Here is a 12,700-nt window from a genome sequence, read left to right on the forward strand (position 1 = left end):
CCGCTGATGGCTGAAGTCCCTCCCGTGCTGAACAACAGCCCCTTCACCCGCACTCAGGTATTGGTTGGCTGGCGCATAGGGTTTGCCAACCGTTACGTTGGACCAGGTGCAAGCGAGGCCGTCGACCACAGTCCTGCTTTCCTACAGGCCCTGGATACCTTGCGCTCGGCGGGCGCGCAACTGGTGGCGCTGGATGCCTTGCGAGGTGACAGGGCCAACCCATTCGTTGCGTGTACTCGCAATGAGATCGATGAGCGCGTCGGTGAGCATAGTCTTGATGCCCTTGTGTCCGAAAGCAAAAGCGCAGCGTTTCATGGCGCGTGCGCCAGCGGATATCCCGGAGTATACGAGCTGCTTGAGGGCGGGACGAAACTGTGGTTTTACGGTGCCCGTTGGGCCGGTGACCGCTTACTGGTACTGGTTCGGTTCTATCGTCGGTTACTGAAAGATTCCGTGTGGATGCCTACATCGAGTAGTGAATAATCGGACCCCGGAGCAGGATTAGCCTCAACGGTTGTACACGGGGGACTTCTTAGACTGATGTCGGGTTATCGACCGATAGCCTGACATTCAGTCAAGTAGTGAGGCAGTTTATGATCGGACCGATTATCGCAGGCGGATTAACAGACGGTGTGCTGCAGGCATTTTTGAATCAGCCGCAAGGCTTCAAGAGTGCCTTTCAAATGTCAGAGGAAATGGCAAAAGGCCAAGCCACTTCAGAATCGCTGGTGAACGACTCGCTGAAACAAATCGCCAATATTGATCGCGGGTTGCAAGGTGGCAACGCGTTTATAGAAATCAATCCCGATGCCCGCAAGCAGGCGCAAATGCGCGATCAGGAGCGTGCCAGAGGCGTCTCTTGTGGATATCTATACGGTGTTCCGGTTGCGTTGAAAGACGTTTTTGAAACCAAGGACCGTATGCAGACAAGTGCAGGTTCCAAGGCATTGGTGGGGGCTCCGGCTACAGCAAATGCCAAGGTCGTGGACAAATTGCTGAAGGCTGGCTCGGTGGTTGTGGGTAAAACCAACATGAGTGAATTTTCCAACTTCCGCTCTGAATTCCCCGTTGATGGGTGGAGTTCCCGAGGTGGCCAGACGCTCAACCCACATCGGTTGGGAGGCCAGGTGGCTGGGTCGAGTTCCGGTTCTGCTGTTGCGGTTGCCCAAGGGCATGTTCCTCTGGCGTTAGGGGTGGAAACCAGTGGTTCGATCATTACCCCGGCTGCCTACAATGGTGTTTTCGGTCTGAAAACCACGGTTGGACTGGTCAGTACCGAAGGTGTCATGACCAGTTCACGTATGGATACGATAGGCACCTTCACACGTAATGTCCGTGATGCGGCAGAGGCACTCAACGCAATGACCGAAAGCAGGCGCTACTCTGAAGGCCTGGGGTCTGACGCCTTGAAAGGCAAGAGAATTGGCTACACACCGCTGCCTAAACTATCTGAAGAGGATGCCAAAGACCCAGCGAAACGGGCAGACCAAAAGCACTATGAGGCTGCAATCGAAGTGTTGAAGGATAGGGGCGCTATCTTGGTTCAGGTCGGACAATTGGATTCAGACATTACTGAACAAACCTACAAGGACTATAATCAAGCGTTGTTTGGAGACGTCAAACAACAACTGGAAAATTACCTGGCAGGTCGGGAGAGGTTGCCGGTCAAGTCGATCTCGGAACTGATAGCTTTCAACAAACGTCACTCGCAGTCAGGAGAGCCTGACCAGAGGTTTCTGGAAATGATCAACGATCTGAACGTGACCCAGGAGAGGCGCGATCAGTTGTGGCAGGATATCGTGCCGATTTTCCAGAAAAGCATCGATGATCCCATCAAGAAACACAAACTCGATGCCATGGTGTCGAACTTTCTTTCTCACAACTATTATTACGCTGCCGCCGCGGGCTACCCGGGCATGTCCATCCCGTCCGGGATGGATGATGAAGGTATGCCGACAGCGCTCTATTTATATGGCACAGCTAACAGTGAAGCGACCTTACTCTCGGCTGCTTATGTCTATGAACAAGCTTCCCCGTCGATCAAGGAACCCGCCTTTCTTCCGGGGACGCCCTTCTCGCGAGTACCCGTTGATACAGGCGCCACTATAGGGGAACCTACAAACCTCGCATAAGGTTGATTCAACCTCTGCTGGCAGATGCACAGCAGAGGTCCGCCTCCCTTGATCAACTCGAACCGTAGCGTAAGGCGGGTTTGCGATGTGACAGGTTTGGCCCCAGGGCCAGGGGCCCAAATTGATGCGCCGGGCACTGCAACTGCAGGCCTGAAGCGCTACACACCATTAGGTTGTGGCGTTGGTGAGTCAAGGGATGACGAAGTTGCGCCGATCAACCGAGAGATGATCCCTTGCGCCGCGTGTTCGGTTGTGGCGGTGTCAAAGCGGCGCGCACTCATCCCCCACCCCGGCGCAAACCCCGGGAAGAACACCAGCCCTTCAGCTTCCAACCGAAACGCCAATGCCAGGCGGGTTTCATCCCCCACGTCGTATTGATTTTCAAACTGTTGAACCGCTTCGACCGCCACGCCGGCCTGAATAGCCAGGTGTTCCCTGCTCCAGCCCAGCATCGCGCGCGCTTGCACGCTGTGTTTGGCGGTGAATTGATGCAGGACGATCTGCTGTTCTACGAAAGAGCTCATTGCCAGAGAGGACATGGGTTTTCTCCAGGATTCGACGGGGGAGGGCAAACTATACTGTGTTTTTGTACAGTTTTTTTGACCGCTCATCAACTGGATGTTCAACGACCCGTTATTCCACCCCTGGCGCCTCGCGAATGATCAGGTGATCCAGGTTCTCGATATTCGCGCTGAACACCCCGAACGTCTGCTCGGGGTTTTTCTTGCTCGGCACCTGTTTCAGCTCCGGCGTCACCCCATAGAAGAAGCAGTACAACGCCCGCTCACTGTCCACCGCCGCCTTGATCTGCTCCAGGAAAGCCTTGCGCTTGCGGTAATTCTCGATGAGTTTCTTGCTCAGGTAGACGTTGACCGAGTAGGGCTTCTTGTCGAGCCACGCCTTCTTTTCGAAATCGATGCGAAAGCTGCTGGTGTAGTCCTTGATTTCCTTGATCTTGCCCCAGTAGATCAGGCCCTTGTTGTCCTGCAGGTATTCGATCTTCTTGAAGAACGTCCAGTAGGTGGCGGTGTGGTCGCCGATCTTCAACGGCATGGACTTGAGCTTGTCCTTGTCGTCGATGTTGGACACATAGCATTCCACCGGGTGGGCGAACACGCTGGTTTTGTCTGGTGTGGTGTCGCTGGCGCCGTGGGAAACGGAGCTGCGGTCTGAGGGTGTCTTCGTTGGTTCTAGTGGCATGCTTCCTTCGGTGCCCGCCAACGGGGGCTTGCGCTCGTACTGGCGGCGTGTGAGGACAAATTCCGATGGGAAATTATCCTCACGCTCGTCATCACTTTCGCCGGCGGTGGTCTTGTGCTTGCTGGCGTAGCGGCAGCCATCGATGTGTTGGGTGCCGGTCTTGTTCTTGAAGTGCGGCGTGCGCAGGTAATTGACGTTTTTGGCGTTGAAGGTGCTCAGGGTATTGCTGGTATCAAACGCTGCCCGGCATTCGTCGTTGGGGCACAGGAAGCGATCCTTGTCGGAATCGAAGTCGGCGGTTTCGTCGAAATTCAGGTCTCGTACGTCGTAGATCGACAGCTTGTCATCGAGACTCAGGCTGTAGGCCGTATCGAATTTCATGGGGCTCGGGTCCGTGAGAGGTTTCGCTATTAATAGCGGGATCCTGGGTAAATATCAGCAAGAACCTGCTACCCGTCGTCCACTCAAGAAACACAAGGTGCCACCTACCGCAGTCAGTGCCCCCAACGCATAGAACATGCTGGCCGGAGTGGCATTGATCAGCAGATAGCCGCAAATCACCGGGCTCATTGCCCCGCCAAATGCCGCCAGGTTCTGCGCACCGTAGTAACTGCCGCGCAGCGCATCAGGTGCGATAGTGTCGATAAACAGGAACTCGGAGGGGTAGATGATCATCTCGCCTAGGGTGAACACGAACATTGCCAGACACCAGGTGACCAGGCTGTTTGCGAGGCTGAAACCGATAAGCCCGGCAATGAACAGCAACGTACCTAGCACGATCCAATAGCGCAGTTGCTCACGCTTGAGGAAACGGCCGATCTGGTACTGCATCAAAATCACAGTGATGGCATTGCAGGCCAGTACCGCAGACAGAATCTTCAGCGCCTCGGCGGGTTTGTAGGCTACGAGCAAAAACTGCGACAGATACAAGGTGTAGCGCCCATGGACAATGGTGCTCAGCAGGCTGCCGCTGGTAAATAGAATCAGCGTGCGGTCGTCGCGCAAGGTGCGCAGGGTGGTGAGGAAACTCAAGGGCTTGTTGCTGTCATCCCGTTGGGTGGGCGGGATGCCGATCATCAGGAACACGCTGCCAAAGGCGATCGCGCTGGCGATCAGGAACGGTGCCAGTTGCATATGGCCGGCAATCACGACGCCGACCATCGGGCCTGTGGCGTAGCCGACGTTGGTCAGTGTGTAGCGCAGGGAAAACACCTTGGCACGCTCGCCCACCGGCAGGTTCTCGCTGATGATGGCTTTTGAGCCAATCAGGAACAACGCCGACGCCGCTTCGGTGATGACCAGGGTCAGGGTGGTGAGGTAGAGGTTGCTGGCAAAGGTCAGCAATAGAAAACCGATGGAGCTGGAGAGCATGGCCAGGATCAGCAGCTTGCGCTTTTCCAGGCGGTCGATGATGTAGCCACCGTACAGGCCCAGCAATGTCGCGATAAACACCGCGATGCCCATCAGCAAGCCGATGTCCTGCTGGTTCAGGCCCAGGCGGGTACTCAGCAACAGGGCCAGCAACGGGCTGGTCATGGCGCGGCTGACCACGATGGTCACCGAGCAAATCATCAGGCGGCGGATTACCAGGGAGTAGGTGGCCATGGTGGGGCGGGTGTCCTTGTTATCTTTGTGGACAACGAAAATCCAGGGTGGGAGGGGGCTTGCCCCCGATGGCGGTGGCTCAGTCACCAGATGCTTGGCTGATAGACCGCTATCGGGAGCAAGCCCCCTCCCACATTGTTCAGATCGAGTTATTGGCCGGAGTTGATGGTGATTTTTTCGACCGCACCTTGCTCCAGGTCCCACTTCTTCAGGATCTTGCCGTAGGTGCCATCATCGATCATGCCCTGCAACGCTTCACTGATCGCCGTGACCAACGCCGTATTGCTCTTCTCAATCCCAAGCCCGGTGAACTGCTTGGAAATCGCCAGGCCCACCGGCTTGTACTTGCCTATATCCAGCGACATCAGATAAGGAATGGTCTCGCTGCCTTGCATCGCCGCGTCCAGGCGGTTCTGTTGCAACTGCGCCCGTGCATCCGCCGAGCCCTCAGTGCCGATCACCACGATCGCCGGCTTACCCGCCACTTCGCAGTTTTCCTTGCTCCATGCGGCAATTTCCGACGGCCAGGTGGTACGGCGGCTGGTGCCGACTTTTTTACCGCACAGGTCAGTCAATTCCTTGAGGTCTTCGCGCTTGGCCAGGGTGTAGAACTGCGGGCCGCTGGTGAAGTAGTCGATGAAGGTCACGGCCTTCTGGCGTTCGGCGGTGTCGCTCATGCCCGACAACACGATGTCCACGCGCTTGGTGGTCAGGCCGCTGAGCATCTGCTCGAAGCCGGTTTCCTGCCACTTGATCTTCACGCCCAGGCGCTCGGCGAGGGCGTTGCCCAGGTCGAAATCCAGGCCGGTGATCTTGTTGGTGGCCGGGTCCTTGAAGTCCATCGGCGGGTAGTTCGGCACGATGGCCGCGCTGATCTCACCCTTGTCCTTGATTGCCGCCGGCAATGCCGCGAAAACAACGGAAGAGGCCATCAGGCCTGCGAGCAACGTGGGGATAACTATTTTCTTCATGGAGGCGTTCTCGTTTGTTTTTTAGTTAAGTGCGAACGGCAGAAATAAAGCTTTGGGTACGCGGGTTTTGTGGGCTTATTAGAATTTCTTCGGGGCTGCCGGCTTCCACAATCTGGCCGGCATCCATAAACACCATGCGGTTGGAGACCTCGCGGGCGAAGCCCAACTCATGGGTGACCACGATCATGGTCATGCCAGTGGTGGCCAGGTCGCGCATCACCGACAGCACTTCTCCTACCAGCTCCGGGTCGAGGGCTGACGTCGGTTCGTCAAACAGCATCAGCTTGGGGCGCATCGCCAGCGCACGGGCAATCGCCACACGCTGTTGTTGCCCGCCGGACAACTCCACCGGATAGGCATTGCGTTTGTCCGCCAGGCCGACGCGGGCCAGCAACTCCAGGGCGTCCTCGATGGCTTCCTTGGGCGAACGCTTGAGCACCTGGCACGGGCCTTCGATGATGTTTTGCAGCACGGTCATGTGCGGGAACAAATTGAAACGCTGGAACACCATGCCGGTGGCCAGGCGCTGGCGGGCAATCTGCGATTCATTCATCTCATGCAGCTTGTTGCCGACCACGCGGTAACCCACCAGTTCGCCGTCGACCCACAGGCCGCCCTTGTCGATTTTTTCCAACTGGTTGACGCAGCGCAGCAGGGTGCTTTTACCCGAGCCGGACGGGCCGATGATGCACATCACTTCGCCTTGCTCGACCTCGATATTGATGTCGCGCAGCGCGTGATACTGGTCGTAGTACTTGTTCAGGTTGACGGCCTTGACGATGCTTCTCATGGGGCAATTCTCCTCAACCCAGACTTACGAACGCTTGCCGGCGCCGCGGGCAAAGCGGCGCTCGAGGCGGCTTTGGCCAAATGAAAGAACAGTCACCACCGCCAGGTACCAGATGCCGGCCACAATCAGCAGTTCCATGACCCGGGCGTTGGCGTAATAGATGTTTTGCGCGTTGTGCAGCAGTTCCGAATACTGGATCACGCTGGCCAGGCTGGTCATTTTCACCATGCTGATGAACTCGTTGCCTACAGGCGGAATGATCACCCGCATGGCCTGCGGCAGAATGATCCTACGCAGTGCTTGCAGGCTCGGCATGCCGATGGACTTGGCGGCTTCATACTGGCCGGTGTCGACCGAGAGCAAACCGGCGCGCACCACTTCGGCGGTGTACGCACCCTGGTTGATACTCAGGCCCAGCAGGGCAGCCACGAACGGCGTCATCAGGTCGACGGTGTCGATGCTGAACACGCCGGGAATCGCGATCACCGGGAAGATCAACGCCAGGTTGAACCACAGCAGCAGTTGCAGGATCAGCGGCGTACCCCGGAACAGCCAGGTGTAGGTGATGGCCACATAGCGCAGGATCGGGTTGGCCGACATACGCATGATCGCCGTGATCACCCCGATCACCACGCCCAGCGCCATGGCCAGGATCGACATGACGATGGTGTTGACCAGGCCCCAGAGGATGGCCTCAGACGTGAGGAACTGCCCGATGTAGGACCATTCGATCTGGCCGTTGGCGAAGGCACGCAGCAATGCAGCCAACACGATCACGATCAAGGTGGCAAAAAACATCCGTCCGTAATAACGACGCGGCACGTGTTCGTACTGCGTGATATCGAACTGGTTCTCGGACAATTTGCGCTCGGCTGCCAAGCGCTCGGCCGGGGTTTGGTTCATGGTGAATCTCCAAAACTTACAACGCTCTAACTACTGTACGCGGTCCAAATATGGGAGCTGGCTTGCCTGCGAAGACGCCAGCCCAAACACCGCAGATTTAAATCCGGAACCCCTGATAACTCTCTGCCCACTGCTGTTGAGTCGCTAATGCGGACTTCAACCGCCCAATCTGCTCCCGAACCCGCTCCGGCGCTGTTCCACCCCACCCACTGCGCGCCGCAATCGCCGCTTCCAGGGTCAGGCAGTCGCGCACTCCTGGTGTGAGTCGTGCATCCACCTCCGCCAACATCGCCGGCGAGGCTTCCCACAACTCAATCTCATGCTTCTCACAGGCCTGCACCAACGCGCCGGTGATCTCGTGGGCCTCTTTAAACGGCACACCACGGGTGGCCAACCAATCCGCCACCTCAGTCGCCAAGGTGAAGCCCATCGGCGCCTGACGCCGCAGCTCTTGTACCTGCACCTTCATGGTCGCAACCATTCCGGCCATCGCCGGCAACACCAGCAGCAATGTATCCACGCTGTCCAACACGCTGTGCTTGTCTTCACTCAAATCGCGGTTGTACGACAGCGGCAATGACTTGAGCGTCGACATCAAGCCGGTCAGGTTGCCAATCAAGCGCCCAGCCTTGCCGCGCGCCAATTCGGCAATATCCGGGTTCTTTTTCTGCGGCATGATCGAGCTGCCGGTAGCGTAGGCATCGTCCAGCACCACCCAGCGAAATTGCCGCGAGGACCACAGGCAAAACTCTTCGGACAGGCGCGAAATATTCACCCCGAGCATGCCCGCCACAAACAGGAACTCCGCTACATGGTCACGGCTGGCCACCGCGTCGATGGAGTTTTCGCACGGCCCGGTGTAGCCCATTTCCCTGGCCGAATGCTCCGGTTGCCGCGCAATCGCCGAACCGGCCATTGCCGCCGCACCCAGTGGCGACAACGCCGTGCGCGCATCCCAATCCACCAAACGCTGTACATCCCGCAACATCGATTGGGCATGGGCCAACAAGTGGTGGGCGAACACAATCGGCTGCGCCTGCTGCAAGTGGGTGAAGCCGGGGCAAATGCTCTCGATATGCTGCTCGGCCTGATCCACCAGCGCCTGCTGCAAACCCAGTACTTCAGTGGTGATGGTGCGCGCATGGTCCCGTAGGAAAAGGCGCAAATCGTTGGCGGTCTGATCGTTACGCGAACGCCCGGCGCGCAATTTTCCGCCCAGGGCACCAAGGCGCTCGGTCAATACGCGTTCGATGAAGGTGTGTACGTCCTCGTCATCCTGGGTCGGATGCAGGTTACCGGCGGCGAAATCCGCACCGATCTCGTCCAAAGCCGCCAGGGTGCGCAGGGTTTCCGATTCATCCAGCAAGCCCGCGCGCTGCAACTCACGGGCATGGGCACGGGAGCCGGCCAGGTCGTAGGGTGTCAGGCGGAAATAGCGCTCAGGGCAACGCGACAACGCGGCCAATGCAACAGACGGGCCGGTCTTGAAACGAGCGCCCCAAAGGCGGTCGGTGGGCTGGGACATGGTTGTTCCTCACGCTTGTTTTTAGAAGAGTCGGAGGCAGTAAAAATAAGTTTTCAACTAGACTGAACCAGCGTCTGACGCGCCGTATTCAAGGTTGCCAAGGGCGGATGTTTATGTTCATTATCGCCGCCTGGCTATGTTCAAGGATTGGGTTGAAGCCTGTTGAATATGGCACTTGAGGTCAACGCGTATTATGGAAACCCCACTTTCCAATTCTGGAAACCTGCCACCCAAACCCGGCACAAGACCGCCCCTGCAGTTGAGCGGGCTGGACTTCAAATTGCTGCGCGTGTTCATGGCCGTGGTCGAAGCCGGCGGCTTCAGCGCCGCGCAAAACGAGCTGAACGTGGGCCTGGCGGCGATCAGCAAACAGATCTCCGACCTTGAGATTCGCATCGGCATGCGCCTGTGCACCCGGGGTCGCGAAGGGTTTGGGCTGACCGAAGAAGGCAAGTTGGTGTATCAGGCGTCCATCGAGTTATTTACCTCGGTGGACAGTTTTCGCGACAAGCTTAGTTCGGCGCAGAACGAGCTTATTGGTGACCTTAGTGTGGGGGTTATTGATAACACGGCGTCCGACGTTAATTCCCCGCTCATTGCCGCGTTGGGGAAATTACATAGCGAATCGCCAAAGATTAGATTGCGCCTGCATGCCTCACAATTGGACGAAGTTGAACGCGGCGTGGTGGAAGGGCGCTTGATCGTCGGCATCGTGCCGGTGTACCAGCGCCGTGAAGAATTCGACTATTTCCCGCTGTATGAGGAAAAGGCCCACGCTTACTGTGCCGTAGGACACCCACTCTTCGACGCAAACGACCTCACGCCCGATGTCTTGCGCCAATACGAAGTGGTGAACCATCGGTATGCGATCCACCGCGACAAGGCCAACTTCGTCAACTATGACAGCCAGTCCGCGTCGGCCTCACAAGTCGAAGCCGTCGCGATCCTGATCCTTACTGGCCGTTTCCTCGGCTTCTTGCCCGAACACTACGCCACGCCCTTGGTAAGAGAAGGGCGCCTACGGGCATTGTGCCCGGAGCAAGTGCACTTGAGCACCGCCTTCAACCTGATCCTGCGCCACAACGCCCCGCGCAGCCCGATGGTAAAAGCCTTTGCGACGGCGTTGGGCGTGGACCTCAAAGCCACGGCATAGACCTCCTGCCAAACACCGATCTGGGCTCGGCGAAGATCAAATGTGGGAGCTGTCGAGCTTCAGCGAGGCTGCGAAGGGATCGAATCGGTTTCCCTGGCGAACCTGCCATTCGCATCGATACATTTTCCGCCTAGGCAACAAACAAGCTGGCTTGTATTGTCTTCAGCCAACCCAAAGGAGGGATGCTCATGACTCAAACAAAAAACAGCCCCCCAGCGGAAAGCACCTGGGACAGCTATTTTCTCCATGGCGAATCAGTGTCTGACGACTTTATGTCTGAGGATGATCGATTGGAGGTTCTGAAGTTGAATCAGATTGTTCAGGAGCGACTCGACGTCAGCGAAACACCCATTGGTGTGTCCCTCGAAGAACGAGATTTCGGGGCAACGTAATTCAATCTTTCAACCCCTAGCACCCCTTGCTAGTGCGCGACTACCGCAGCTGCTTGCGCTTCTTCTTCGCATGAAAATGCCGAAAATGCGCATCCTGCGCCGCCGCCAGCAACTCCCGATCCCCACGCGTATCGCCCCAGGCCCGCAGCCGATACTCGCCCAAATCCCCGTACACCGCCTCAAGCCGCAACACCTTGTTCTCACACCGGCAGTTATTCCCGGTGAGCTTGCCAGTCAACACCCCGTCGACCACCTCAAGCTCCGTGCCGATCAACTTGATCCCCAGCCGATTGGCAAACGGCTGCAACACCAATGCCGGCGACGCCGAACACAGCGTGACCTCCGCCCCGGAGCCCAACTCCTGCTCCACCGATAACACCCCTGTCGGCCGCATCAGCCGCGCCCAGGTCTTCTGGCAATACTCCTCGGCTTTCTGTTGCACCCATGCCTTCTCCACCCCGGTCATAAAGGTGCGGATCAACTGTGCCTTCAACTCATCCCGGCTGATCTGCCGCACCAGAAAGCGCAGCCCCGGCACCGCCAGCTTGACCATCCGGCCGTAGAACTCGCCGGGGCCAAAGGCAAACTTGAGGAAGGGCACGAAACTGTCGTGGTGGGTCAGGGTGCCGTCGAAGTCAAAGACGGAAAGTACTTTGGCGTCAGCGGGGCCGGCTTCGAGCATGTCTGGGTTCACGGGTTGGCCTCGGTCCTATCGGGTATTTTTTGAGTGTGCATCAGCTGTGACAGCGGGAGTCTACTCCCGTGCCAATCTTCCGACTTTGGCGTAAAGCCCTTCGGTGACAACGCTGATGGCAATTGGGGCACAAGGCTACAGCATTGGTGATGCGATCCGAACCCTTCTGGGCGAGGTGGTCAGCCTGATGTGCTTCAAGAAGTGGCAATTCACCGCGCACAAAAAAGCCCTGAACACGTCAGGGCTTCATGGGGTTGCTTGGCTCAGGAATCAATCCCAGCTCAGCGCGCCGCCAGTCTGGTACTCGATCACACGGGTCTCGAAGAAGTTTTTCTCTTTCTTCAAGTCCATGATCTCGCTCATCCACGGGAATGGGTTGGTGGTACCTGGGTACTCTTCCTTCAACCCAATCTGCGACAGACGACGGTTAGCAATGAACTTGAGGTAATCCTCCATCATCGCCGCGTTCATGCCCAATACACCGCGAGGCATAGTGTCGCGAGCGTATTCGATCTCCAGTTGAGTCCCTTGCAGGATCATCTGGGTCGCTTCTTCCTTCATCTCGGCATCCCACAGGTGTGGGTTTTCGATCTTGATCTGGTTGATCACATCGATACCGAAGTTCAGGTGCATCGACTCGTCACGCAGGATGTACTGGAACTGCTCGGCGACGCCGGTCATTTTGTTGCGACGGCCCATGGACAGGATCTGGGTGAAGCCGCAGTAGAAGAAGATGCCTTCCAGGACGCAGTAGTAGGCGACCAGGTTGCGCAGCAGCTCCTTGTCGGTCTCGACGGTGCCGGTTTCGAACTTCGGATCGGAGATCGAGCGGGTGTACTTCAGGCCCCAGGCGGCCTTTTTGGCGACCGATGGGATCTCGTGGTACATGTTGAAGATCTCGCCTTCATCCATGGCCAGCGATTCGATGCAGTACTGGTAGGCGTGGGTGTGGATCGCTTCTTCGAAGGCCTGGCGCAGGATGTACTGGCGGCACTCCGGGTTGGTGATCAGGCGGTACACGGCCAGCACCAGGTTGTTGGCGACCAGGGAGTCGGCGGTGGAGAAGAAGCCGAGGTTGCGCATGACGATGCGGCGTTCGTCGTCGGTCAGGCCTTCGGGGTTTTTCCACAGGGCGATGTCGGCGGTCATGTTGACCTCTTGCGGCATCCAGTGGTTGGCGCAGCCGTCGAGGTACTTCTGCCAGGCCCAGTCGTACTTGAACGGCACGAGTTGGTTGAGGTCGGCGCGGCAGTTGATCATGCGCTTTTCGTCAACGGCGACGCGGGCGGAGGCGCCTTCGAGTTCGGCGAGGCCTTCGGCGACGTCGAGTTTGTC

Annotated in this window: 13 protein-coding genes and 1 pseudogene; 4 read left to right on the top strand and 10 right to left on the bottom strand. The window is 57.6% G+C overall.

Annotated elements, in window-relative coordinates; all coding sequences use genetic code 11:
* Positions 1 to 6: 6 nt before the first annotated feature.
* Both BFN10_RS29720 and BFN10_RS09795 read left to right on the top strand, forming a co-directional pair.
* Complete coding sequence (locus BFN10_RS29720) at positions 7 to 483, top strand: hypothetical protein (protein ID WP_231999525.1); 477 nt, start codon at positions 7 to 9, stop codon at positions 481 to 483.
* 110 nt (positions 484 to 593) lie between these two features.
* Positions 594 to 2,132, top strand: coding sequence for an amidase family protein (locus tag BFN10_RS09795; RefSeq protein ID WP_231999524.1), 1,539 nt, complete (start codon positions 594 to 596; stop codon positions 2,130 to 2,132).
* 158 nt (positions 2,133 to 2,290) lie between these two features.
* On the opposite strand, the gene BFN10_RS09800 is transcribed toward BFN10_RS09795, so the two are convergent.
* The 7 genes from BFN10_RS09800 to argH all read right to left on the bottom strand — a co-directional run bounded on the left by BFN10_RS09800 (position 2,291) and on the right by argH (position 9,126).
* Positions 2,291 to 2,671: a helix-turn-helix domain-containing protein gene (locus BFN10_RS09800; RefSeq protein WP_071489508.1), complete on the bottom strand. Its 381-nt coding sequence runs from the start codon at positions 2,669 to 2,671 to the stop codon at positions 2,291 to 2,293.
* Between the two features lie 94 nt (positions 2,672 to 2,765).
* Positions 2,766 to 3,713 (bottom strand): hypothetical protein, encoded by a 948-nt coding sequence (locus BFN10_RS09805; protein ID WP_071489509.1) that lies wholly within the window; start codon positions 3,711 to 3,713, stop codon positions 2,766 to 2,768.
* Positions 3,714 to 3,767: 54 nt separating this feature from the next.
* Positions 3,768 to 4,937: an MFS transporter gene (locus BFN10_RS09810; RefSeq protein ID WP_071489510.1), complete on the bottom strand. Its 1,170-nt coding sequence runs from the start codon at positions 4,935 to 4,937 to the stop codon at positions 3,768 to 3,770.
* Between the two features lie 149 nt (positions 4,938 to 5,086).
* Positions 5,087 to 5,908, bottom strand: coding sequence for an ABC transporter substrate-binding protein (locus tag BFN10_RS09815; protein WP_071489511.1), 822 nt, complete (start codon positions 5,906 to 5,908; stop codon positions 5,087 to 5,089).
* Positions 5,909 to 5,933: 25 nt separating this feature from the next.
* Positions 5,934 to 6,698 (bottom strand): amino acid ABC transporter ATP-binding protein, encoded by a 765-nt coding sequence (locus tag BFN10_RS09820; RefSeq protein ID WP_010208290.1) that lies wholly within the window; start codon positions 6,696 to 6,698, stop codon positions 5,934 to 5,936.
* Between the two features lie 24 nt (positions 6,699 to 6,722).
* A complete protein-coding gene (locus BFN10_RS09825) occupies positions 6,723 to 7,601 on the bottom strand; it encodes an amino acid ABC transporter permease (RefSeq protein ID WP_071489512.1) in 879 nt (292 codons plus the stop codon).
* Between the two features lie 97 nt (positions 7,602 to 7,698).
* The gene (gene argH / locus BFN10_RS09830; protein WP_071489513.1) at positions 7,699 to 9,126 is read right to left on the bottom strand and encodes an argininosuccinate lyase; all 1,428 of its coding nucleotides are present in this window, start codon (positions 9,124 to 9,126) and stop codon (positions 7,699 to 7,701) included.
* A 193-nt stretch (positions 9,127 to 9,319) separates the two neighbouring features.
* Between argH and BFN10_RS09835 the strand changes: the two genes are divergently transcribed.
* Both BFN10_RS09835 and BFN10_RS09840 read left to right on the top strand, forming a co-directional pair.
* On the top strand, positions 9,320 to 10,279 hold the full coding sequence (locus tag BFN10_RS09835; protein WP_071489514.1) for a LysR family transcriptional regulator: 960 nt from the start codon (positions 9,320 to 9,322) through the stop codon (positions 10,277 to 10,279).
* A 188-nt stretch (positions 10,280 to 10,467) separates the two neighbouring features.
* Positions 10,468 to 10,671: an AbrB/MazE/SpoVT family DNA-binding domain-containing protein gene (locus BFN10_RS09840; RefSeq protein ID WP_071489515.1), complete on the top strand. Its 204-nt coding sequence runs from the start codon at positions 10,468 to 10,470 to the stop codon at positions 10,669 to 10,671.
* Between the two features lie 40 nt (positions 10,672 to 10,711).
* Here BFN10_RS09840 and BFN10_RS09845 read toward each other — a convergent pair whose 3' ends face one another.
* The 3 genes and pseudogenes from BFN10_RS09845 to BFN10_RS09850 all read right to left on the bottom strand — a co-directional run.
* The gene (locus tag BFN10_RS09845; RefSeq protein WP_038846731.1) at positions 10,712 to 11,353 is read right to left on the bottom strand and encodes an HAD-IB family hydrolase; all 642 of its coding nucleotides are present in this window, start codon (positions 11,351 to 11,353) and stop codon (positions 10,712 to 10,714) included.
* Between the two features lie 52 nt (positions 11,354 to 11,405).
* A pseudogene (locus BFN10_RS30090) lies at positions 11,406 to 11,573 on the bottom strand (HNH endonuclease); the annotation flags it as partial.
* A 62-nt stretch (positions 11,574 to 11,635) separates the two neighbouring features.
* Positions 11,636 to 12,700, bottom strand: a 1,065-nt coding sequence (locus BFN10_RS09850) for a ribonucleotide-diphosphate reductase subunit beta (protein WP_071489516.1), incomplete at its 5' end; no start/stop codon positions are given.

Origin of the sequence: Pseudomonas extremorientalis (assembly GCF_001870465.1) — a bacterium.
Taxonomy (GTDB): domain Bacteria; phylum Pseudomonadota; class Gammaproteobacteria; order Pseudomonadales; family Pseudomonadaceae; genus Aquipseudomonas; species Aquipseudomonas extremorientalis.